This is a genomic window from Streptoverticillium reticulum, from assembly GCF_047456005.1.
Taxonomy (GTDB): domain Bacteria; phylum Actinomycetota; class Actinomycetes; order Streptomycetales; family Streptomycetaceae; genus Streptomyces; species Streptomyces reticulum.
Genome location: NZ_CP179755.1, coordinates 4936224 through 4958666, shown reverse-complemented (window position 1 = coordinate 4958666; position 22443 = coordinate 4936224). Strand labels below are relative to the sequence as shown.

General features: G+C 72.0%; 21 protein-coding genes and 1 tRNA gene. 13 read left to right on the top strand and 9 right to left on the bottom strand.

Going from position 1 to position 22443, the window contains the following annotated elements:
• A complete protein-coding gene (locus ACMATS_RS22695) occupies positions 1 to 978 on the bottom strand; it encodes an SMI1/KNR4 family protein (protein WP_414168856.1) in 978 nt (325 codons plus the stop codon).
• 357 nt (positions 979 to 1335) lie between these two features.
• Here ACMATS_RS22695 and ACMATS_RS22690 point away from each other — a divergent pair, with 357 nt between their 5' ends.
• The gene (locus tag ACMATS_RS22690) at positions 1336 to 1866 is read left to right on the top strand and encodes a YwqJ-related putative deaminase (RefSeq protein WP_336414979.1); all 531 of its coding nucleotides are present in this window, start codon (positions 1336 to 1338) and stop codon (positions 1864 to 1866) included.
• On the top strand, positions 1853 to 2386 hold the full coding sequence (locus ACMATS_RS22685; protein ID WP_414168855.1) for an SUKH-3 domain-containing protein: 534 nt from the start codon (positions 1853 to 1855) through the stop codon (positions 2384 to 2386). Before ACMATS_RS22690 ends, ACMATS_RS22685 begins: the two co-directional genes overlap by 14 nt.
• 196 nt (positions 2387 to 2582) lie before the next feature.
• Here the strand turns inward: ACMATS_RS22685 and ACMATS_RS22680 are convergent, their stop codons facing one another.
• The gene (locus ACMATS_RS22680; protein WP_390780085.1) at positions 2583 to 3890 is read right to left on the bottom strand and encodes a sensor histidine kinase; all 1308 of its coding nucleotides are present in this window, start codon (positions 3888 to 3890) and stop codon (positions 2583 to 2585) included.
• Positions 3891 to 4043: 153 nt separating this feature from the next.
• Here ACMATS_RS22680 and ACMATS_RS22675 point away from each other — a divergent pair.
• The 5 genes from ACMATS_RS22675 to pth all read left to right on the top strand — a co-directional run bounded on the left by ACMATS_RS22675 (position 4044) and on the right by pth (position 8271).
• Positions 4044 to 4115 (top strand) — tRNA-Gln (locus tag ACMATS_RS22675).
• Between the two features lie 202 nt (positions 4116 to 4317).
• Entirely contained in the window at positions 4318 to 5775 is a 1458-nt protein-coding gene (gene glmU, locus ACMATS_RS22670; protein WP_390780084.1) for a bifunctional UDP-N-acetylglucosamine diphosphorylase/glucosamine-1-phosphate N-acetyltransferase GlmU, read from the top strand.
• A gap of 73 nt (positions 5776 to 5848) precedes the next feature.
• Positions 5849 to 6826 carry a ribose-phosphate diphosphokinase gene (locus ACMATS_RS22665; RefSeq protein ID WP_171081852.1) on the top strand — a complete coding sequence of 326 codons (978 nt, stop codon included), beginning with the start codon at positions 5849 to 5851 and terminating at the stop codon, positions 6824 to 6826.
• A gap of 197 nt (positions 6827 to 7023) precedes the next feature.
• Positions 7024 to 7596 carry a 50S ribosomal protein L25/general stress protein Ctc gene (locus tag ACMATS_RS22660; protein ID WP_414168854.1) on the top strand — a complete coding sequence of 191 codons (573 nt, stop codon included), beginning with the start codon at positions 7024 to 7026 and terminating at the stop codon, positions 7594 to 7596.
• A gap of 81 nt (positions 7597 to 7677) precedes the next feature.
• On the top strand, positions 7678 to 8271 hold the full coding sequence (gene pth / locus ACMATS_RS22655) for an aminoacyl-tRNA hydrolase (RefSeq protein ID WP_390780082.1): 594 nt from the start codon (positions 7678 to 7680) through the stop codon (positions 8269 to 8271).
• A gap of 95 nt (positions 8272 to 8366) precedes the next feature.
• Here pth and ppc read toward each other — a convergent pair whose 3' ends face one another.
• The gene (gene ppc, locus ACMATS_RS22650) at positions 8367 to 11090 is read right to left on the bottom strand and encodes a phosphoenolpyruvate carboxylase (protein WP_390780081.1); all 2724 of its coding nucleotides are present in this window, start codon (positions 11088 to 11090) and stop codon (positions 8367 to 8369) included.
• Between the two features lie 202 nt (positions 11091 to 11292).
• Between ppc and ACMATS_RS22645 the strand changes: the two genes are divergently transcribed.
• Both ACMATS_RS22645 and ACMATS_RS22640 read left to right on the top strand, forming a co-directional pair.
• Positions 11293 to 12303 (top strand): acyl-CoA desaturase, encoded by a 1011-nt coding sequence (locus ACMATS_RS22645; protein ID WP_390780080.1) that lies wholly within the window; start codon positions 11293 to 11295, stop codon positions 12301 to 12303.
• Positions 12304 to 12314: 11 nt separating this feature from the next.
• The gene (locus ACMATS_RS22640) at positions 12315 to 13016 is read left to right on the top strand and encodes a TetR family transcriptional regulator (protein WP_390780079.1); all 702 of its coding nucleotides are present in this window, start codon (positions 12315 to 12317) and stop codon (positions 13014 to 13016) included.
• A 274-nt stretch (positions 13017 to 13290) separates the two neighbouring features.
• On the opposite strand, the gene ACMATS_RS22635 is transcribed toward ACMATS_RS22640, so the two are convergent.
• Entirely contained in the window at positions 13291 to 14097 is an 807-nt protein-coding gene (locus ACMATS_RS22635) for a trans-aconitate 2-methyltransferase (protein ID WP_414168853.1), read from the bottom strand.
• A gap of 106 nt (positions 14098 to 14203) precedes the next feature.
• On the opposite strand from ACMATS_RS22635, the gene ACMATS_RS22630 reads away from it, so the two are divergent.
• Positions 14204 to 14701, top strand: coding sequence for a MarR family winged helix-turn-helix transcriptional regulator (locus ACMATS_RS22630; RefSeq protein WP_390780077.1), 498 nt, complete (start codon positions 14204 to 14206; stop codon positions 14699 to 14701).
• Here ACMATS_RS22630 and ACMATS_RS22625 read toward each other — a convergent pair.
• Positions 14660 to 15457, bottom strand: coding sequence for a response regulator transcription factor (locus ACMATS_RS22625; RefSeq protein ID WP_336414970.1), 798 nt, complete (start codon positions 15455 to 15457; stop codon positions 14660 to 14662). The two genes, ACMATS_RS22630 and ACMATS_RS22625, sit on opposite strands and share 42 nt — an antisense overlap.
• 240 nt (positions 15458 to 15697) lie before the next feature.
• Here ACMATS_RS22625 and ACMATS_RS22620 point away from each other — a divergent pair, with 240 nt between their 5' ends.
• On the top strand, positions 15698 to 16138 hold the full coding sequence (locus tag ACMATS_RS22620; RefSeq protein WP_391149852.1) for a GNAT family N-acetyltransferase: 441 nt from the start codon (positions 15698 to 15700) through the stop codon (positions 16136 to 16138).
• A gap of 195 nt (positions 16139 to 16333) precedes the next feature.
• On the opposite strand, the gene galK is transcribed toward ACMATS_RS22620, so the two are convergent.
• The 3 genes from galK to galT are packed head-to-tail and all read right to left on the bottom strand — an operon-like array spanning position 16334 to position 19421.
• Complete coding sequence (galK, locus tag ACMATS_RS22615; RefSeq protein WP_390780074.1) at positions 16334 to 17425, bottom strand: galactokinase; 1092 nt, start codon at positions 17423 to 17425, stop codon at positions 16334 to 16336.
• Complete coding sequence (gene galE, locus ACMATS_RS22610; protein ID WP_390780073.1) at positions 17422 to 18378, bottom strand: UDP-glucose 4-epimerase GalE; 957 nt, start codon at positions 18376 to 18378, stop codon at positions 17422 to 17424. Before galE ends, galK begins: the two co-directional genes overlap by 4 nt.
• Positions 18375 to 19421 carry a galactose-1-phosphate uridylyltransferase gene (gene galT, locus ACMATS_RS22605; protein WP_414168852.1) on the bottom strand — a complete coding sequence of 349 codons (1047 nt, stop codon included), beginning with the start codon at positions 19419 to 19421 and terminating at the stop codon, positions 18375 to 18377. Before galT ends, galE begins: the two co-directional genes overlap by 4 nt.
• Before the next feature lie 130 nt (positions 19422 to 19551).
• Between galT and ACMATS_RS22600 the strand changes: the two genes are divergently transcribed.
• Both ACMATS_RS22600 and ACMATS_RS22595 read left to right on the top strand, forming a co-directional pair.
• Complete coding sequence (locus ACMATS_RS22600; RefSeq protein WP_414170768.1) at positions 19552 to 21219, top strand: sodium:solute symporter family protein; 1668 nt, start codon at positions 19552 to 19554, stop codon at positions 21217 to 21219.
• A gap of 23 nt (positions 21220 to 21242) precedes the next feature.
• Positions 21243 to 21533 (top strand): hypothetical protein, encoded by a 291-nt coding sequence (locus tag ACMATS_RS22595; RefSeq protein WP_390780071.1) that lies wholly within the window; start codon positions 21243 to 21245, stop codon positions 21531 to 21533.
• On the opposite strand, the gene ACMATS_RS22590 is transcribed toward ACMATS_RS22595, so the two are convergent.
• Positions 21481 to 22206, bottom strand: a complete 726-nt coding sequence (locus tag ACMATS_RS22590) for a response regulator transcription factor (RefSeq protein WP_390780070.1) — start codon at positions 22204 to 22206, stop codon at positions 21481 to 21483. The genes ACMATS_RS22595 and ACMATS_RS22590 overlap by 53 nt on opposite strands.
• Positions 22207 to 22443 lie beyond the last annotated feature (237 nt).

Sequence of the window (22443 nt, the reverse complement as noted above, 5' to 3'; positions counted from 1 at the left end):
TCACCCCTCCACCGGCACGGCGTACGCGAAGCCGCCGTCCACCATCAGGTTCGCCACCGTCTCCAGCTCCGGCGGTCCGCCGGCCAGCCGCATCAGGAAGGCGTCGAAGTCCTCGCCGCAGGGCAGGAGGAGGTGCTCCACCCGCTCCTGCACCGTCCAGCCGTCGTGGTCCCGGGCGTCGTCGTACGCGCAGAACCACACCGAACCGACCGCCTCGCCCTTCACCTTGACGGCGAGGACGCCGCCCTGGACGAAGGCCACCCCCAGGTAGTCCTTGGTGAGGTGGTCCCGCAGGCACTTGTTGACGTAGACGAGGTCGTTGACCGCCGCCTCCTCGCGCACCGTGAAGAACGGCTGGTCGATCAGCAGGCCCAGCTCCGCGTCCAGCGCCGCGCCCACGGGCGCGCAGCCGCCCGCCGCCTTGAGGAAGGAGCGGTACGCGTCCGGCAGACGGTAGCCGAGGTCCTCCTCGACGCCCTGGACCTGTTCCTCCGTCACCGCGAGCTCCCGCTGCGGGAGCGCGAAGTGCACGGGACGGGTCTCCTGCAGCGGGCGGGTGCCGCGCTTGTCCTGGTCCACGAGGGCCGTCGTCAGGCCACCGTGGTGCCGGAGCAGCGCCTTGACCTCGACGGGGACCAGCTCCAGGCGCCGGGTGCCCGCGACGTGGTGCCAGGTCCAGCCGTGCGGGGTGGCCACCGGCGGCATGCTCGCCCACAGCTCGTGGCCCGCCGCGCAGAGCGCGGCGTTGGCCGACACGTAGTCGGTCAGCCGCAGCTCGTCGACGCCGAAGCCCTCCGGGGGCTCCGCGATCTCGGCGGCGGCCCTGGCGTACGCGGAGAAGTCCGGAAAGCCGTTCTCGTCCACCCGGACGCCCTTGGGATGACGGGCGTGCCGGACCGGGTCCGGGAAGTGCACGACCTGCCCGGCATAGGCCGCGTTCGGTGGCGCGGCCTGCTGCCCGAGCCGACCTGAAGTCATGGCGGAAGCCCCCTACTGACTGCCTGCTGTCTCCTGGAGACCCGGCCGCAGGCCGAGCACACCTCGTGACCGACAAGCCTATGCGGTGCCGCAAGACGGGATTCCGCCGCTGCCCCGCACCCGCCCCGCGCCTATGCCGCCGACATCCGACCGGCGCTTGCAACCGCGTACACCGGCGCGGCGTGAATACCGATATGACCCCGCCGCAGCTCCACTCCCACGGCGACAACTCGTGCCCCCTCAGCCATCACGCGGCACACCAGGCGCACGCAACGCCGACCTGCCTTCCGCACCCGCCACCCCATTTGGCAGTCTGATCCCCGCAACAGGGGGATTGCACGGGAGGGAAGTACCACCATGCACACGACTCAGGACCGCCAGACCGAGGGCGGTACGCCCGGCGACCCCCGGCTCACCTGGAGTTCCACCGAGGACGCGGACAGACCGCCCGCACTGCTGCACCGGCGCGACGGGATCCTGCCCGCGGTCGCCGCGGCGCTCTCCGTCCGCGGCGAGACCCTCACCTGCACCGGCGGCAAGGCCGACCAGCCGCCCCGGCTGCACCCGCTCGTCCAGGACTTTCTGGACACCCTCACCAGCGACCGCCGCGAGCGCTTCACCGGCCGCTGCCCGGAAGCGGTCCTGCTGACCCGCTTCCTCACCGGTTTCGAGGGCGGCCGCAGCAAACGCGCCTCCCGCAAACCCCTCACCCACGGCGAGGCCCGGCGAGCCCTCAAGCAGGCCAAGCTGACGGCCCGCCACATCCGCGAGGACGGCGACCCGCTGCACGGCGGCTACGCCCCGCCCTGCCGCTCCTGTACCGCGCTGCTGGCCCACTTCGGCGTACGCTCCGTCGACCCGGCCCCCTCGACCCATGGCAGGAACTGACCACCACACCATGCGCGCTTTCGACCGCACCGCCGCCACCCGTTTCCCCGTCGCCGTCGACGTGGCCCTGCGCGAGGCCGGGTGGCAGCCCGGACGCTGGGACATCAAGGCCGCCGAGCAGTGGGCCGACGCCCTGCGCGCCCACGTCTCGCCCGCCGGGCACCGGCACACCGTCTTCCCCGCGGCCGTGGAGGCGTGGGCGGAGTTCGGCGGACTGCGCATCGCGTCGTCCGGACCGGGGCGGCACATCGCGCCGACACCGTTCGAGATCGACCCGATGCACGGGCTGCACCTGGCCCGGACCGTCGCCGACCTGGGGCGGGCGCTGGGGGCGGACGTGTGTCCGCTGGGCCAGGAGCTGGACGGCCAGGCGCTGCTGGCGATCGACGCGCACGGGCGGGTGTACGGGCTGGACCATGCGGGCGACTGGTATCTGGGGTCGGACATCGATCATGCGATCGGCACGCTGGTGACGGGCATGCGGCCGTCGCGGCTGTCGGCGGGGGCCCGCCAGGCCTAGAGCCTGTCCGGCGGATCTTCGTGCGCCGTATTCGCGCCCCGTCAGGGGCGCGGGGAACTGCGCGACCAGCCACCGCCGACCCGGGGTCGACGCACTACCCCGGGGGGCCGGGGCGAAGCCCCGAGAACCTCGGCTGCGGGCGCGTCGTGGCCGGTCGCGCAGTTCCCCGCGCCCCTTCCGGGCGCCCCGGCACCCCCTAAGCCGGTATCACCGCCGACACCCGGAAGCCCCCCGCATCCGTCGGTCCCGACACGAACACCCCGCCCAGCGCGGCCACGCGCTCCCGCATGCCGATCAGGCCGTTGCCGCCGCTCGGCAGGCCGGGGCCGGGGCCGTCCGACGGGCCGTTCTCCACCTGGAGGGCGACCTCCGCCGCCCGGTGCGCCACGCGCACCACGGCCTTCGCGCCGGGTGCGTGCTTGTGCACGTTCGTCAGGGCCTCCTGCACCACCCTGTAGGCCGTGCTCTCCACCGGCGCCGCGTACGACCGCTCATCGCCCTCCATGGACAGCTCCACGACCATCCCGGCCGTGCGCGACTGCTCGACCAGGTCGCCCAGCTCCTCCAGCGACGGCCCGGCGGCGTCCCCGGCCGCCTTGACCCGCGCCGACGCGGCGGCCGCCACGGCCGCGAGCCGCTCCGGCTCCTCCGGGGCGGGAGCAGCGGGGACGTCCGAAGCCGTCCGCAGGACGCCCAGCATCGAGCGCAGCTCCGTCAGCGCCTGCCGGCCCATGTCACCGACCAGGGCCGCGTTGCGGGACGCCTTCTCGGGGTCCTTGAGGGCCACCGCCTGCAGGGCCGCCGCGTGCACCACCATGAGCGACACCCGGTGGGCCACCACGTCGTGCATCTCGCGCGCGATCCGGGTGCGCTCCTCGTTGCGGGCCCACTCGGCCCGCTCCTCCGCGCGGTCGGCCAGCAGGGACAGCTCCCGCTCCAGGCCGTCGGCGCGCTCGCGCAGGCTCTCCACCAGGCGGCGGCGGGCGCCGACATACAGGCCCATGAGCACCGGCGGCGCCGTCAGGCCGAGGGCCATCACCAGGGAGAAGACCAGCGTCGCCCAGAATCCGGGGCGGTAGGCGTCCTGCGGCATGTCGCGGTGGAAGCGCGCGAGGGTGACGACCAGCGTCCCGGCGAAGGAGGCGCCGGACAGGACGACGATGATGCGGCGCGGGACGTCCGAGGCCGCGAGGGTGTAGAGGCCGACGATGCCGAGCAGCAGGCCCATCTCGGCCGGGGTGATCGCGATGGACACCAGCACCACCGCGACGGGCCAGCGCCGCCGCAGCAGCAGCGTGGCCCCCACGGGTATCCCCGCCAGGCCGACGAGCGCGGCCGGCAGTCCGGCCTCGTTCGCGAAGGAGACGCCCTCCAGCATGCATTCGAGCGCCGACACCAAGGCCAGCACCGCGTCCAGCGCCAGGCCCCGCCGGCGCGCCCACCACCACGGCCCCGCAGGCGCGCCGCGCGCGCCTGCGTCCGTGATTGCCCCCGTTGTGGTCATACCACCCAGACTACGGGCGGGTGCCACCGCTTTTCCCGGGGTGCGCAGCAGTACAAGGGCACATACCGTCGCGTCGGAGGGCGGCGGTACGGCATAGTGTGGGGTACCCGGCGGACAGGTCTTGGCCAATGTCCGATTCGGGTGAGATTGCTATCCCCTGTGGTGTAATTGGCAACACTACGGTTTTTGGTGCCGTCTTTCCAGGTTCGAGTCCTGGCGGGGGAGCTTCCGTTCCGGGCCTTTTTCTTCGGCTTTCTTCGGTTTCCTCCGGTTTCCTCCGGGCCCTACCGTTTCCTTCCGGGTTCTTCCCGTGATTTCCGTCCCGCTCCGAGGCCCTGACCAGGCAGTCGTTCCCGGGGCGCGTTTCGGCCGCAAGACTCACCGGTATCCTTCGGGTGTCCACCACTCGAAGCCAAAGGACACACCCGTGAGCGCCAACCGCCCGGCAGCCGTCGTCGTCCTCGCAGCGGGTGAGGGTACCCGCATGAAGTCGGCGACCCCCAAGGTCCTGCACACCCTCTGCGGCCGCTCCCTCGTCGGACACGTCGTCTCCGCCGCCCGCGAACTGGACCCGGAGCACCTGGTCGTCATCGTCGGCCACGCCCGTGAGCAGGTCTCCGCGCACCTGGCCGAGATCGACCCCGGCGTCCGCACGGCCGTGCAGTACGAGCAGAACGGCACCGGGCACGCGGTGCGCATGGGCCTCGAGGAGCTCTCCGACAGCGGCATCGCGCTCGACGGCACCGTCGTGGTCGTCTGCGGCGACACCCCACTGCTGACCGGCGACACGCTCGGGCGCCTCTCGGACACCCACGCCGCCGACGGCAACGCGGTCACGGTCCTCACGGCCGAGGTCCCGGACTCCACCGGCTACGGCCGCATCGTGCGCGACGCCGCGACCGGCGCCGTGACCGCGATCGTCGAGCACAAGGACGCCACCGACGAGCAGCGCGCCATCCGCGAGATCAACTCCGGGGTGTTCGCCTTCGACGCCCAGCTGCTGACGGACGCGCTCGGCAAGGTCCGCACGGACAACAGCCAGGGCGAGGAGTACCTGACCGACGTCCTGGGCATCCTGCGCGAGGCCGGGCACCGGGTGGGCGCGGCCGTGGCCGGCGACCACCGGGAGATCCTGGGCATCAACAACCGCGTCCAGCTGGCCGAGGCGCGCAAGCTGCTCAACGAGCGCCTGCTGCACGCCGCGATGATGAGCGGCGTGACCGTCGTGGACCCGGCCACCACCTGGGTCGACGTCACCGTCACCTTCGAGCCCGACGCGCTCGTCCAGCCCGGCACCCTGCTCCTCGGCGCCACCCACCTGGCCGCAGGCAGCGAGGTCGGCCCCAACACCCGCCTGACGGACGTGTCCGTGGGCGCCGGCGCGCGCGTCGACACCACGGTCGCCGTCTCGGCGCGGATCGGCGAGGGCGCCGTCGTCGGCCCGTTCGCCTACCTCCGTCCGGGTACGAACCTGGGCCGGAAGTCCAAGGCCGGGGCCTACGTCGAGATGAAGAACGCCGAGATCGGCGAGGGCACCAAGGTCCCGCATCTGTCGTACGTCGGCGACGCCACGATCGGCGAGTACACCAACATCGGTGCCGCCAGCGTGTTTGTGAACTACGACGGCGTCAGCAAGCACCACACCACGATCGGCTCGCACTGCCGGACCGGTTCGGACAACATGTTTGTGGCTCCTGTCACGATCGGGGACGGCGCCTACACGGCCGCCGGCTCGGTCATCACCAAGGACGTGCCCCCGGGCGCCCTGGCCGTCGCCCGCGGCCAGCAGCGCAATATCGAGGGCTGGGTGGCGCGCAAGCGCCCGGGAAGCGCCGCCGCAGACGCCGCTTCCGCAGCTCACCGGAACACCGACGGAGAGCAGTGACCGTGACACCGGGACGCCGTGCGGGGCGTACCGTGATAAGCGCACACAAAGCGACATCCAAGGAGATTGTGCTGTGACCGGGATCAAGACGACCGGCGAGAAGAAGCTCATGCTCTTCTCCGGCCGCGCCCACCCCGAGCTTGCCGAGGAGGTCGCGCACCAGCTGGGCGTCGGCCTGGTCCCGACCAAGGCATTCGACTTCGCCAACGGCGAGATCTACGTCCGCTTCCAGGAGTCCGCGCGCGGCGCCGACTGCTTCCTGATGCAGAGCCACACGGCTCCCATCAACAAGTGGGTCATGGAACAGCTGATCATGATCGACGCGCTGAAGCGGGCCTCGGCCCGCTCCATCACGGTGATCGTGCCGTTCTACGGCTACGCCCGTCAGGACAAGAAGCACCGCGGCCGTGAGCCCATCTCCGCCCGCCTGGTCGCCGACCTGTTCAAGACCGCCGGTGCGGACCGCATCCTCACGGTCGACCTGCACACCGACCAGATCCAGGGCTTCTTCGACGGCCCGGTGGACCACCTGTTCGCGCTGCCGATCCTCGCGGACTACGTGGGCGCCAAGGTCGACCGCGACAAGCTCACCGTCGTCTCCCCCGACGCCGGCCGCGTGCGCGTCGCCGACCGCTGGTGCGACCGGCTGGGCGCGCCGCTGGCGATCGTCCACAAGCGCCGCGACAAGGACGTCGCCAACCAGGTGACCGTCCACGAGGTCGTCGGTGACGTCGAGGGCCGCGTCTGCGTCCTCGTCGACGACATGATCGACACCGGTGGCACCATCTGCGCCGCCGCGGACGCCCTGTTCGCCCACGGCGCCGCGGACGTCATCGTCACCGCGACGCACGGCGTGCTCTCCGGCCCGGCCGCGGACCGCCTGAAGAACTCCAAGGTGAGCGAGTTCGTCTTCACCAACACCCTGCCCACGCCGAACGAGCTGGAGCTCGACAAGATCACGGTCCTGTCGATCGCCCCGACCATCGCGCGCGCCGTGCGCGAGGTGTTCGAGGACGGCTCGGTCACCAGCCTCTTCGACGAGCAGGCGTAACGATCTTTCAGTAGCACTTGTGTGCTGATCGATTTCTGGACGGCCTCCCCGCCGGGTAGACTCATCGAGTTGCTCGGCGAGGGAGGCCGTCCCCATTCATGGGTGTGCGGTGGTCCGTTATCGACGCGCTCTTCGTAGCAGGCCTGTCGTGGGCCGGGTGACCGCCCCGCACAGTTCAAGCCTCCGAGGAGTGCACCATGGCCGAGATCAAGCTCGCCGCTGCCGTCCGTTCCGAGTTCGGCAAGGGCGCCGCCCGCCGCGACCGCCGCGCCAACCTGGTCCCCGCCGTCGTCTACGGCCACGGCTCCGAGCCGGTCCACGTGAACCTGCCCGGCCACGACCTGATGATGGCCCTCAAGACCCCGAACGTCCTGCTCTCCCTGGACATCGAGGGCCGCGACGAGCTGGTCATCCCCAAGCAGGTCCAGCGCGACGCGCTCAAGGGCTTCCTGGTCCACGTCGACCTGCTGGTCGTCAAGCGCGGCGAGAAGGTCACCGTCGAGGTTCCGGTCCACACCGAGGGCGAGCTGGCCCCCGGCGGCAACCTGCTCGAGCACACGCTGACCGCCCTGCCGGTCGAGGCCGAGGCCACCCACATCCCCGAGGCCGTCACCGTCTCCGTCGCGGGCCTGGAGGCCGGCGCCTCCGTCCTGGCCAAGGACGTCGTCCTGCCGGCCGGTGTCGAGCTGGCCGTCGAGGCCGACGCCGTCGTGCTGCACGTCGTCGCCGGTGCCGCCGCCGAGGTCGAGGCCGAGGGCGCCGAGGCCTGAGCCTCGCCCCGATAGCACACCGCTGCCGCCGCCCCGCTCCGCTGGAGCGGGGCGGCGGTTCGCTATGAAGGAGACATGCAGATGACGGACGACTCCAGCGCCCCCTGGCTGATCGTGGGCCTCGGCAACCCCGGCCCCGAGTACGCGGGCAACCGCCACAACGTGGGCTTCATGGTCGCGGACCTGCTCGCGGAGCGGATGGGCGGCAGGTTCAAGGCCCACAAGGCGCGGGCCCAGGTGGTGGAGGGCCGGCTCGGCACCCCCGGCGTGTCCAGCCGCCGCGTGGTGGTCGCCAAGCCGATGTCGTTCATGAATCTGTCGGGCGGCCCGACGGCCGCACTGCGCGACTTCTACAAGGTGCCGGCGGACCACGTGATCGCCGTGCACGACGAGCTGGACATCGACTACGGCACGCTGCGGCTGAAGCTGGGCGGCGGCGACAACGGCCACAACGGCCTCAAGTCCATCACCAAGGCCCTGGGCCCGGACTACTGCCGCGTCCGCTTCGGCATCGGACGCCCGCCGGGGCGGATGCAGGTGGCGGACTTCGTCCTGAAGGACTTCTCGTCGGCGGAACGGAAGGACCTGGCCTACGAGGTCGACCGCGCCGCGGACGCGGTGGAGTCGCTGATCGTGGACGGCCTGGAGCGGGCGCAGGGGATCTACAACTCGTAGGCGGGGGTGCCCCGGGGCCACGGCCCCGGGTCCCGGTCCCGCGCCCTGTCAGGGGCGCGGGGAACTGCGCGACCAGCCACATACGGCCCGCACTGTCAGCCGGTGTTGCGCAAACCTGCCGCCACACCGTTGACGGTGAGAAGAAGCGCCCGCGCCAGCAAGGGATCCGCCCCCTCGCCCCGCGCAGCGGCCTCCCGCTGGCGGTGCAGCAGCGACACCTGCAGATACGAGATCGGGTCCAGATACGCGTCCCGGATGTGGAACGTCTGCCGCAACACCGGGCTCGCGTCGAGCAGTTCGCCCTCCCCCGTCACCCGCAAAACCTCGCGCACCGTCAGCTCGTGCTCCGCCTTGATGGTGTCGAAGACGTGCCGCAGCTCGTCCGGGACGAGCGTGTCGACGTAGTGCTGCGCGATGCGCAGGTCCGTCTTCGCCAGCGTCATCTCCACGTTGGAGAGGAAGTTGCGGAAGAAGTGCCAGTGCTCGTGCATCTCCTCCAGCACCGTCTCCAGCCCGGCCTCGCGGGCCGCCTTCAGGCCCGAGCCGACGCCGTACCAGCCGGGGACGATCTGGCGGGACTGCGTCCAGCCGAAGACCCACGGGATGGCCCGCAGGCCGTCGAGGCCCGCGCCGGAGTCGGGGCGGCGGGACGGGCGCGAGCCCAGGTGCAGGTCCGCGAGCTGGTCGACCGGGGTCGAGGCGAAGAAGTACGCGGGCAGGTCCGGGTCCTCGACCAGGCGCCGGTACGCGTCGTGCGCCGCGTCCGAGACGGTGTCCATCGCCGCGTCCCAGCGCGCCAGCGCCTCGTCCGACTGGCGCGGCGCCGTGTGCAGGGCGGATGCCTGCAGCGTGGCCGCCACGGTGAGTTCGAGGTTCTCCCGGGCCAGGGACGGGATGAGGTACTTGTCCGAGATGACCTCGCCCTGCTCGGTCACCTTGATCTCGCCCTCCAGCGTGCCCCACGGCTGCGCCAGGATCGCGTCGTGGGTGGGGCCGCCGCCGCGGCCGACCGTGCCGCCGCGGCCGTGGAAGAGCCGCAGCCGCACGCCGTAGCGGTGCGCGACGTCGCGCAGCCGGCGCTGGGCACGGTGGATCTCCCACTGCGAGGTCGTGATGCCGCCGAACTTGGAGGAGTCGGAGTAGCCGAGCATGACCTCCTGGACGTCGCCGCGCAGCGAGACCAGCCGCCGGTAGGAGGGGTCGGCCAGCATCTCGTCCAGCAGCCGGTCGGCCTCCTTGAGCTCGTCCGTGGTCTCCAGCAGCGGCACGATGCCGATCTTCGCCCAGCCGGCGTGCAGGTCGACCAGCCCGGCCTCGCGGGCCAGGACGGCCGCCGCGAAGACATCGTCGGCGCCCTGGCACATCGAGATGATGTACGACTCGACGACCTCGGGCCCGAAGCACTCCAGCGCCTCGCGGACGGTGTGGAAGACGCCGAGCGTCTTCTGCCCGTCCGCGTCCAGCGGCGCCGGCATCGGGGCCAGCGGGCGCCGTGAGCGCAGTTCCTTGGCCAGCAGGCGGCGCCGGTAGTCACGCGGCATGTCGGCGTAGCGCCAGGACTCCTCGCCGAGGCGGTCGAAGAGCTGGCCGAGCGCGTGGTGGTGGGCGTCCGCGTGCTCGCGGACGTCCATGGTCGCCAGGTGCAGCCCGAACGCGGCCAGGGTGCGGATCGCCCGCTCCAGCCGGCCGTCGGCGATCAGCCGGCCGCGGTGCGCGCGCAGGGAGTCCTGGATGAGCAGCAGGTCGGCGAGGAGCTCGCCGGTGCCCAGATAGTCGCGGCCCTCCTCGTGCGGGGTGTTGCGGGCCAGCCGCTCGCGGGTGTTGACGAGCTTCTGGCGGATGCAGGTGGCCTTGAGCCGGTAGGGCTCCTCGGCGTTGAGCCGCTTGTAGCGGGGGCTGATCTCGGGCAGCAGCTCCAGGTCCCGCTGCAGCGAGGTGAGCAGCTCCTCGGTGGCGCCGCTGTTGCGGATGGAGTTCGACAGCGCGCCGCGCAGCACGTCCACCTGCTCCAGGGCGTCGGTGATGCCGTGCTCGTGCTGCAGTATCAGCACGTCCCAGGTCACCTCGGGGGTGACGTTGGGGTTGCCGTCGCGGTCGCCGCCGATCCAGGTGCCGAAGGTCAGCGGGCGGGTGCCGGCGGGCAGCTGCACGCCCACGCGGTCGAGCTCCGCGGCCAGGTCCTCCAGGACGTCGCCGACGGCGTTGGCGTGCAGCTCGTCCAGGTAGTAGATCGCGTTGCGGGCCTCGTCGGTCGGCTCCGGGCGGGCCACGCGCAGCTCGTCGGTCTGCCAGAGCAGGTCGATGTTCTCGGCCAGCCGCAGGTCCGTGCGGCGCTTGTCGCCCGTGCCCGTGGCGGTCGCGTCCAGCAGCTCGGCGATGCGCCGCAGCTTGTTGAGCACGCTGCGGCGGGCGGCCTCGGTGGGGTGGGCGGTGAACACCGGCCGCACCTGCAGGTGCTGCACGGTCTGCGCCAGGTGCTCGGGGTCGGCCTCCTTCAGCTGGTCCGCGGTACGGGCCAGGATCGAGCCCTCCGCGTCCCGCTTGGCGCGCAGCTCGCGGCCGCGGTGCACCTGCTCCGTGACATTCGCCAGATGGAAGTACGTGGAGAAGGCCCGCACCAGCCGGGCGGCGGTCTCCAGGTCGGTGGCGCCCAGCAGCTCGGCGGCCGCCTCCCCGTCCGTACGGGTCAGGGCGCGCACGCGCTCGACCAGGTCGAGAAGTTCGTCACCCTCCTGGCGGACCAGCGTCTCACCGAGGAGATCGCCGAGGCGGCGGATATCGGCCCGCAGGGCGGCATTGGTGTGGTCGGCACTGCTCACAGGTGCGGCTCCTTGCGAAGTTCTGAGCATCTGGAGGGGTGGCGGACCGCGCTGTCCGACGCCCCCAGCATAGGTCTCCGCCCGGACCCCGCCCGACGCGCGGTGCCCCGCAGCCCTCTTGCCCCCGGCGGGCGCCCTGCCATACTTACGATGCCGTAGGTTACGGAACCGTAGCCATGCTCCGACTCCCTCGAGGGAACCCATGACTGCAAGCCCCGACGTGCTCGAAGACGCGCCGAAGGCCCAGGACACCCCGATTACGTCCGCCACTCTCGGCGGCGACAGCAAGCGCTCGATCGAACAGATCACCCTTCTGCTGTTCATCACCGTGCCGTTCCTCGCGCTGCTCGCCGCCGTCCCGCTGGCCTGGGGGTGGGGAGTGAGCTGGCTGGATCTGGGCCTGATGGTGGCCATGTACTACATCGGCTGCCACGGCATCACGATCGGCTTCCACCGCTACTTCACCCACGGCGCCTTCAAGGCGAAGCGCCCGCTGCGGATCGCACTGGCGGTCATGGGCTCGCTCGCGGTCGAGGGACCGGTGGTGCGCTGGGTCGCCGACCACCGCAAGCACCACAAGTTCTCCGACGCCGAGGGCGACCCGCACTCCCCCTGGCGGTACGGCGAGACGGTGCCGGCGCTCCTCAAGGGCCTGTGGTGGGCCCACGTCGGATGGATGTTCGACGAGGAGCAGACCTCGCAGCACAAATACGCGCCGGACCTCATCAAGGACCCGGTGATCCGCGCCGTCTCGCGCCAGTTCGTGCTCTGGACGGTCGTCTCCCTGCTGCTCCCGCCGCTGGTGGGCGGCCTGGCCACCTGGTCGTGGCAGGGCGCGCTGACGGCCTTCTTCTGGGGCTCGCTGGTGCGGGTGGCGCTGCTGCACCACGTGACGTGGTCGATCAACTCGATCTGCCACGCCGTCGGCAAGCGGCCGTTCAAGTCGCGTGACCGCTCGGGCAACGTGTGGTGGCTCGCGGTCCTGTCGTGCGGCGAGTCCTGGCACAACCTGCACCACGCCGACCCGACGTCCGCCCGGCACGGCGTGCTGCGGGGCCAGCTCGACTCCAGCGCCCGCCTCATCCGCTGGTTCGAGAAGGCCGGCTGGGCGTACGACGTGCGCTGGCCGAGCGCGAGCCGGATCGACTCGCGTCGGGCGCCCGGGGGAAACCGGGAGGAGGAGCGTGCCCCTTGGGGGTGCCCCCAGCGTTAGCTGGGGGAGGCATGATGGACGGTGTGGCGACGATCGACAGCAATGACTCTTCCCCCAGCTCCTCCCCGAAGGCCCCGGCTCCCCGGCGCGCCCGGCCCCGCCGGGTGCGGATGACCGGCGCGGAGCGCCGGGAGCAGCTGCTGGACATCGGTCGCGCCCTGTTCGCCGAGCGGGGTTTCGAGGGCACCTCGGTGGAGGAGATCGCGGCCAAGGCCGGGGTCTCCAAGCCGGTGGTCTACGAGCACTTCGGCGGCAAGGAGGGGCTGTACGCGGTCGTCGTCGACCGGGAGATGCGGCAGCTGCTCGACATGGTGACGGGCGCGCTGACCGCGGGTCACCCGCGGGAGCTGCTGGAGCAGGCGGCGTTCGCCCTCCTCGACTACATCGAGACGTACACGGACGGCTTCCGCATCCTGGTGCGGGATTCGCCGGTGGCGCAGTCGACGGGCACGTTCGCCTCGCTCATCAGCGACATCGCGACGCAGGTCGAGGACATCCTGGGCCTGGAGTTCAAGGCCCGCGGCTTCGACCCGAAGCTGGCGCCGCTGTACGCGCAGGCGCTGGTCGGCATGGTGGCCCTGACGGGCCAGTGGTGGCTGGACGTCCGCAAGCCGAAGAAGGCCGAAGTGGCGGCCCATCTGGTCAACTTGGCGTGGCACGGGCTGGACGGCCTTGAGCCGAAGCCGCGGCTTGTGGGGCACCGGCGCGCCTGACGGCGCGTTGGGGCGCGGGGCAACCCGGTTGCGGCGGGTTCGGCACCGCCGGTCCGCTCCGCGGTGGTTGCTCGCCGCTGCGGCGGATTCAAAGGTGCGGGCGCACCTTTGGACCCCGGCCCTGACGGGGGGCGACTGCCCCTCGGCAGGGCGGTTCAAGGGCGCTTGCGCTCCTTGAACGCGCGAGCCGGGGGCCAAGGGGCGGCACACGCCCCTTGAATCCGCCGCCGCGGCGAGCAACCACCGCGGAGCGGACCGGCGGTGCCGAACCCGCTCAGCCCGCCTTCCGGGCCACCACGAAGATCCTCCGGAAGGGGAAGACGGTTCCGCGCGGCCCCGCCGGGTAGGCCTTGCGCAGCAGGTCGCGGTACTCCGCGAGGAACTCCGCCCGCTCGGCGGGGGCATCCGCCAATGCCGTCAGCACCGGCCGCAGGCCCGTCCCCTTCAGCCACTCCAGGACCGGGTCCTCGCCCTCCAACAGGTGGAGGTACGTCGTCTCCCACGCGTCCACCTCGCAGCCGAGCGCGGCGAGGCGCTCCAGGTAGTCCGCGGGCTCGCGGACGTCCACCATGCGGCGCCCCGCCACCCCCAAGCGGTCCCGCCAGCGCAGCGACCCGCACAGCTCGCGCAGCAGCGCATGGCTCGGGGCGTCCCCGTTTCCCGGAACCTGGAAGGCGAACGTGCCGCCCGGCGCCACGTCCGCCAGCAGCGCCGGGAAGGCCTCCGCGTGGCCCGGCACCCACTGGAACGCCGCGTTCGAGACGATCAGGTCGTACCGCGCCCCCGGCGCGGACCACTGCGTCAGGTCCCCGTACGCGAAGTCGATGCGGCCGCCCCGCAGCGTCTCCCCGGCGTACGCCTGCGCCTCCTCCAGCATCGCGGCCGAGTTGTCGTAGCCCGTGATGTGCGCGTCGGGCCAGCGCTCCGCCAGCAGCGCCGTCGCGTTGCCCGGGCCGCAGCCCAGGTCGGCGATGCGGGCCGGGCTGCCGGGCAGCTCGGGGACCCGGGCCAGCAGGTCCTGGAAGGGGCGGGTGCGCGGGCCCGCGTGGCGGAGGTACTGCTGCGGATCCCAGACGGGCATGGTGAGCCTCCTGCGAGGAGTGACCTGGCGTGGCCCTTCCAGCATCCCCCGCCAATTATCTTGACGTCAAGAGACTTCATGTCGACAGACCAACTACACTGATCCCATGGAGGACGAGGTCGATCGGCTGGTCGCGGCGTGGCGTCGAGAGCGCCCTGACCTCGACGTGGAACCACTCGAAGTGCTGAGCCGCGTCAGCAGGCTCGCCCGGCACCTCGACCGGGCGCGGCGGCTCGCCTTTTCCGAGCACCAGCTGGAGCCCTGGGAGTTCGACGTGCTGACCTCGCTGCGGCGGGCGGGCGCGCCCTACCAGCTCTCGCCGGGCCAGCTGCTGACCCAGACCCTGGTCACCTCCGGCACCATGACCAACCGCATCGACCGGCTCGCCAAGAAGGGCCTCGTGCTGCGCGAGCCCGACCCCAACGACCGGCGCGGCGTGCTCGTCCGCCTCACGGACGAGGGCCGGGACCGCGCCGACCAGGCGCTCGCCGGACTGCTGGCCCAGGAGCGCGCCATCCTCGCCGAGCTCTCCCCCGCCCAGCGGGGCGAACTGGCGCGACTGCTACGCCAGTTGACCGCCCCGTTCGACAACGTCCCCGGCTAAGTCCACCGGGCCCACGCCGGCCCGCCGGGCCAGCGCCACCGCGGCGAGCGTGGAGTGCACGCCGAGCTTGCCCAGCACGTTCTGCATGTGCGTGCGCACCGTGTGCGGGGACAGATACAGCCGCTCGGCCACCGCCTTGCGGCCGAGCCCGGCCACCATGCAGCGCAGCACCTCCCGCTCGCGCGGGGTCAGCGACTCGACGAGCCGCTCGCTCTCCGTGCGGTGCTTGCGCGCCGCCGTCAGCTCGCGGAGCACGCCCGTCAGCAGGGCGGGCGGCAGGTGCGTCTCGTCCCGGAGCACCCCGCGGATCACCGCGAGCAGCCGGGACAGCGAACAGTCCTTCGCCACCCAGCCGCCGGCCCCGGCCTGCAGCGCGGCGGCCGCCCGGCGCGGGTCGTCCCGCTCGGCCAGCACCACCGTGCGCACGCCCGGGTGGCCCGCGCGCACCCGCGCCACCAGCGAGATGCCGTCCACCGCGCTCTCCGCGACGGCCCCCTGGCCGTCCGGCCCGGGGCCCTGGCCCCGGAGCTGGGGCGGTACGCGCACACCGTCCGCGCCGACCGTGCCGAGGTCGGCGTCGATCAGCAGCACGTCGTAGCGCCGCCCTTCTCCTGCCGCGCGCTCCACCGCGCGCAGCGCCGCCGGCCCGCTGCCGGCCGCCGAGACGTCCACATCCTGCTCGGCCGCGAGGGCGGCGGCGAGCGACTCGGCGAAAATGCGGTGGTCGTCGACCACCAGTACCCGAATTCGTGCCACAGACACCCCCATCTCCGGACAGACGGAGCAGTGCGGGTACGGCGCCCGAACCCGGGGCCCTACGCCGTGCACGGCCGCCGCCGTGACCTGACACCACCCCGCCCCGGGCGTCGTACCTGCCTGTCTCGCCCCCTGATCAGCGCCGGCCCCCACCGGCACTGTGCATCAGCGTACGGCCGGGGTACGACAACGGAAGCGGATTGGCAAAACTGCCTGGCCCCGGTGTTTATGGTGAGCTTTATGTTCAGTATTGAGGCGGTGAACGACCCGGAACGACGCGATGTTGTCCTTGCGCGGTTGCAGAGCGCCAACGACGAACGGTCGCCCGCGCTGCGGGCGTTACGGGGCACCCCGGCGATGGAGGCGCAGCCGCTGGAGACCTACGCGGTCGGCGGGGGCGGGGAGCTGGTGGGCGGGCTCGTCGGTCGTGTGCAGTGGCAATGGCTGCACGTGGAGCTGTTGTGGGTTGACGCGGTGCACCGCGGCGCGGGGGTCGGCTCGCGCCTCGTTGGGCGGGCGGAGCGGGTGGCGCGCGAGGAGTACGGCTGCATCGGCAGCCAGGTGGAGACCTGGGACTTCCAGGCGCCGGAGTTCTACCGGCGGGTGGGGTACCGGCTGTTGTCATCGCTGGCGGACTATCCGCCGGGGCTGACCAACCACGTGCTGGTGAAGGCGTTTTAGAGGCCCCGGTCCCACCCTTTCGCCGTTTCTCGGGGCTCCGCCCCGAACCCCGGACCGCGCTGCGCGCGGTGTCCTCAAACGCCGGACGGGCTGATTTCAGCCTGTCCGGCGTTTGAGGACGAGCGGCGGAGCCGCGACAAGGGGGGTCTGGGGGCGCAGCCCCCAGGAAACGGCGAAAGGGTGGGACCGGGGCGCCTACAACACCCGCCGCGCCCCCTCCCCCGCCACCACCGCGAACACCCGCGACGTCCCGAGGGCCTCGGTGACCGCCTTCGTCACCGCCTCCGTATCCGCCGCCTCCACCAGGGCGATCGCCGAACCACCGAAGCCGGCGCCCGTCATGCGTGCCCCGAGTGCGCCCGCCCCGACCGCCGTGGCGACCGCCAGGTCGAGTTCCGCGCAGGACACCCCGAAGTCGTCGCGCAGTGATGCATGCCCCTCCGTCAGCAGGGGGCCGACCGCCCGCGCATCCCCCTCCGCCAGCAGGGCTGCCACCCGCTCCACCCGGCCGTTCTCCGTCACCACGTGCCGGACCAAGGGGCGTTCCGCAGCGGGCAACTCCCCCAGCACCGACCCCAGTTCGCCGACGGAAACATCCCGCAGCGCCCGTACCCCGAGCCGCCGCGCAGCGGCCTCGCAGCCCGCCCGCCGGGACGCGTACGCGCCGTCGCCCACGTCGTGCTTGACGCGCGTGTCGATCACCAGCAGCCGCAGCCCCCACCCCTCCAGCCCGAAGGGGATCTGCCGCATCGACAGGTCGCGCGTGTCGAGGTGCAGGGTGTGCCCGGCCCGGCAGCACGCCGATGCCGTCTGGTCCATGATTCCGCACGGCACCCCGACGTACGCGTTCTCGGCCCGCTGCGCCAGCCGGGCCAGTTCGGGGCGGGGCAGCTCCACCCCGTACAGCCCGGTCAGCGCGAGCGCCGTCGCCACCTCCAGGGCCGCGGACGAGGACAGTCCCGCGCCGACCGGCACGTCGCTCTCCACGTACACGTCCGCGCCGCCCACGGGCAGGCCCGCCTCGCGCAACGCCCACGCCACGCCCGCCGGGTAGGCGGCCCACCCCCGGGCCTCGCCCTCCCCCGCCTCCCGGGAGTGCAGGCGCAGTACGCCGTCCGCCCTCGGGGCGGCCGCCACCCGCGTGCGCTGCGGCAGCGCGAACGGCATCACGAAGCCGTCGTTGAAGTCGGTGTATTCGCCGATCAGGTTGACGCGGCCGGGTGCGGCCCACACCCCGGCGGGCGGCTTCCCGTACACCGTGCGGAAGTTCTCGGCAGTCGTCGTCATCGGCGTGCGAACTCCCAGGCGTCCTCGACGATTCCGGCCAGGTCGGGGCGGCGCGGGCGCCAGCCCAGCCGTGCCGCGGCCCGTTCGGCGGAGGCGACCAGCACGGCCGGGTCGCCGGGGCGCCGCGGGGCGGTGCGCTGCGGGATCGGGTGGCCGGTCACCTTCCGCGCGGTCTCGACGACCTCGTGGACCGAGAAGCCGTTGCCGTTGCCGAGGTTGCAGACCAGGTGCTCGCCCTCGCGCGCGGCGTCCAGGGCCAGCAGGTGCGCCTCGGCGAGGTCGGCGACGTGGATGTAGTCGCGGATGCAGGTGCCGTCGGGGGTCGGGTAGTCGTCGCCGTAGACCGAGATCTCCTCCCGCCGCCCCAGTGCCACCTGCAGCACCAGCGGGATCAGGTGCGTCTCCGGCGCGTGCCGCTCGCCGTAACGGCCGTACGCGCCCGCGACGTTGAAGTAGCGCAGCGAGACGGCGGCCAGGCCGTGGGCCGCGCACTCCCCCGCGATCATGTGGTCGACGGCGAGCTTGGTGGCCCCGTACGGGTTGGTGGGTGCCGTCGGGGCGTCCTCGGTGATCGGCACCGTGGCCGGTTCGCCGTACGTGGCCGCCGTCGAGGAGAAGACGAGGCGGCGGACGCCCGCGTCCCGCATGGCGGCGAGCAGGTCGGCTGTGCCGCCCACGTTGTTGCGCCAGTACGGCTCGGGGTCGGCGACCGACTGGCCCACCTGGGAGAAGGCGGCGAAGTGCAGCACGGCGTCGTACGAGCCGTCGAGCCACCGCGCCGCGTCCTGGACGCGGCCCTCGACGAAGGACGCCCCGTCCGGGACGGCCTCGCGGTGTCCGGTCGAGAGGTCGTCGAGGACGGTCACCGCGTGCCCGGCGGCCAGCAGGTGGGCCGCGACGACGCTGCCCACGTAGCCCGCGCCGCCGGTGACCAGGAACGTGCTGTTGCTCATGCGCTTGCTGCCTCTCGCAGTCGGCGGGCCGCGGCCTCGGGCGGCACATCGTTGATGAACACGTTCATGCCGGATTCGGAACCTGCGAGGAACTTCAGCTTGCCGGGAGAGCGGCGGATGGTGAAGAGCTCGAGGTGGAGGGCGAATTCGGTCCTTTCCGGGTGGCGGAAGGGCGCCTGGTGCCAGGCCGAGACGTAGGGGGTCGGCGGCCGGCCCGGGCCGAAGATCCGGTCGAAGCGCCTCAACAGTTCCAGGTAGACCTGTGGAAACTCTGTGCGCGCGGCGGCGTCCAGCGCGAGCAGGTCCGGGACGCGGCGCCGCGGGTAGAGGTGCACCTCGTACGGCCAGTGGGCCGCGTAGGGGACGAACGCCGTCCAGTGGTCGGAGTCGAGCACGATCCGGCGGCCGTCGGCGTACTCCTGCGCCACGGTGTCGTCGAAGAGGTTGCGCCCGCCGGTGCGGGCGGCGTGCGCGGCGGCGGAGGCCAGCATGCGCTCGGTGCGCGGGGTGACGAACGGGTAGGCGTAGATCTGGCCGTGCGGGTGAGCGAGCGTGACGCCGATCTCCTCGCCGCGGTTCTCGAAGCAGAAGACCTGTTCGACGGCGGGCAGGGCGGCCAGTTCGGCCGTCCGGTCCGTCCAGGCGTCGAGGACCAGGGCGGCCCGCCCGGGGTCGAGGTCGGCGAAGGATACGTCGTGGTCGGAGGTGAAGCAGACGACCTCGCAGCGGCCGGAGTCGCCGGCCAGGGAGGGGAAACGGTTCTCGAAGACCACGACCTCGTAGTCCGCGGCGGGGATCTCGGTGAGCCGCCCGTCCCGCGAGGGGCACAGCGGGCACTGGTCCGCGGGCGGGTGGTAGGTGCGCTCCTGGCGGTGGGAGGCGATGGCGACGCTGTCGCCGAGCAGCGGGTCGCGGCGGATCTCGGAGGCGGTGACGGTGGCGCCGAGCGGCCGCCGGTCCACGGCGTCCCGGACCGCGTCGTCGCGGGAGTCGTAGTAGAGCAGCTCACGGCCGTCGGCGAGCCGGGTCGCGGTCTTCTTCACGATGGCTCTCCTCAACTGGCAGGCCTCAACACCTTCACACACAACCGAACACAAGGAATCATGACCCAACAACTCAGTCAACGTCGAGTGAGGTGATCCGCCCATGACGTCCATGGCGACCACGGCGCCCATGCCCCTGGCCGACGGGCTCCGGCTGCCCGTCAACGGGCTCGACTACACGATCCTGGCCCTGTACTTCGTGGTCGTCCTGGGCATCGGCTTCGCCGCCCGCCGCTCGGTGCGCACCAGCCTGGACTTCTTCCTCTCCGGGCGCTCGCTGCCCGCCTGGGTGACCGGACTCGCCTTCGTGGCCGCCAACCTCGGGGCCACCGAGATCCTGGGCATGGCCGCCAACGGCGCACAGTACGGCGCCTACACCGTGCACTGGTACTGGATCGGCGCCATCCCGGCCATGGTCTTCCTGGGCCTGGTGATGATGCCGTTCTACTACGGCTCGAAGGTCAGATCCGTGCCGGAGTTCCTGCTGCACCGCTTCGGGCCGTCCTCGCACCTGCTCAGCTCGGTCATCTTCGCGGTGTCGTCCGTGCTCATCGCGGGCGTCAACCTGTACGCCATGGCCATCGTGCTGCAGGCGCTGCTGGGCTGGCCGCAGTGGGTGGCGATCGTCGTCGCGGGCTTCTTCGTCCTCGCCTACATCACGCTCGGCGGGCTCTCCTCGGCGATCTACAACGAGGTGCTGCAGTTCTTCGTGATCCTCGCGGCGCTGATCCCGCTGACGATCGTCGGGCTCAAGCGGGTCGGCGGCTGGCACGGGCTGAGCCACTCGCTCACCGCCTCGCACGGCGACGACTTCCTGAGCGCCTGGGGCGGTACGGGCATCGGGCACCCCAACCCGCTGGGCGCCAACTGGCTGACCATCGTGCTCGGCCTCGGCTTCGTGATGTCCTTCGGCTACTGGACCACCAACTTCGCCGAAGTACAGCGCGCGTTGTCCGCGAAGAACCTCAGCGCCGCCCGGCGCACGCCGCTGATCGCCGCGTTCCCCAAGATGTTCATCCCGATGGTCGTGGTCGTCCCCGGGCTCATCGCGCTCGTCATGGAGCCCTCGCTCGGCAGGGCGGGCGGCGACCTGAGCTACAACGACGCGATTCCCGTGCTGATGCGCGACCTGCTGCCCAACGGCGTGCTGGGCATCGCGGTCACCGGGCTGCTGGCGGCCTTCATGGCGGGCATGGCGGCCAACGTCTCGTCCTTCAACACCGTGTTCACCAACGACATCTGGGCCGCCTACGTCCGGCGCGGCCGCGAGGACGCGTACTACCTGCGGACCGGGCGCGTGGTCACCGCGGTCGGAGTCGTCATCGGGATGGGGACGGCCTTCATCGCGTCGTCCTTCTCCAACATCATGAACTACCTGCAGACGCTCTTCTCGTTCTTCAACGTCCCGCTGTTCTGCGTCTTCATCATCGGCATGTTCTGGAAGCGGGCCACCGCCGCCGCGGGCTTCTGGGGACTGCTGAGCGGCACGGTGGCCGCGATGGTCAACTACTTCTGGTTCTACAAGCAGGGCGTCATCGGCATCCCGTCCGACCAGGGCGCCAACTTCGTGTCCTCCATCGTCGCGTTCGTGATCGGCGCGGCCGTGATGCTCGCGGTCTCGCTGTGCACCGCGCCCAAACCGGCCGCCTCCCTGGCCGGCCTGGTCTACGGGACCTCCTCGCCCGGCATGGCGGAGCCGGCCGCCGAGGGCGACGACGCCTGGTACCGCAGGCCCGCCCTGCTGGGCTGGGGCGCGGTCGTCCTGGCGGCGGCCTGTTACGTGCCCTTCTCCCTGTAACCACCGTCCGTCAGGAGGAATGTGTGAGCGAGTTCGAGTACCAGCACGACGTCGAGGAACTGGAGCGCACCTCCGCCACCGCCGCACGCCTCTTCGACGTGCGGCGGATCATCGGCGCGCTGTTCACCGTCTACGGGATCATCGTCACCGTCGCCGGGATCACCGCCTCGGACGCGGACGTGAAGAAGGCGCAGGGCATCAACATCAACCTCTGGACGGGCCTGGGCATGCTCGCCCTCGGCGCCTTCTTCCTCGTCTGGCTCAGACTCCGCCCGACGCCCCCGCCGCCCCCCGCGGAGCAGCGCCCGGAATGACGGCGCCGCCGCCCGTCGCGCGGTCGAGCAGACCCGTGCGGGCGGCCAGGGCGGCCGCCTCCAGGCGGGAGCCCACGCCGAGCTTCATCAGCACGCGCTGGACGTGCGTACGGGCCGTGCTCGGGGCTATGCCCATGCCCGCGGCGATCAGCCGGGTGTCCTCGCCCTCGGCGACCCGCACCAGCACCTCCACCTCGCGCGGGGTGAGCAGCTGGAGCAGCCGGGCGCCCTCGTCGTCCGGCTGGGCCGCCGGGTTGAGCAGCTCGGCGAACGCGCCCTGGAGCAGCTGCGGATCGACCGCGGCCTCGCCCGCGCGGGCCTTCATCATGGCCCGCTCGACGCCCTCGATGCGCTCGTTGTGCCGGACGTAGCCGGAGGCGCCCGCGGCGAACGCGGCCGCGATCCCCAGCGGGCTGGGCACCGGGCCCAGTACCACGACGGCGACCTGCGGGCGCTCCCGCTTGATCCGCACCACCGGCTCGAAGGCACCCGGCTCCGCCGGGGCCGCCGTGCCCAGCAGGCACACTTCGGGCGCGCGGCTCACCACCAGATCGGCCGCTCCCGCGCTCGGCGCGGCCGCGGCCAGCACTCGGTGCCCGCGCAACTTCAATGCCGAGGCGAGCGCCTCGGCCAGCAGACGGTGGTCGTCGACCACCATGAGCCGCACGCCCATGCGCGTCCCCCCTGTCGCCCCGCGTACGTCTCCCCGGCTCCTTCTTGCCCCCGGAAGCTACACGCTTGTTCGACGTTCCGCGCCCCTTACCGGTGAGAAGTCCCCCGGAATGCCGAAATCCCTGCCAATCACGTGTACTTCGCGACTGAAACGGATCGTTCAGGCATGTACGCGCGATGGACAGGGATACGGCTGGGTTTCGACAGGCTTCCACGCACGGGACGCCGTCAAACGATC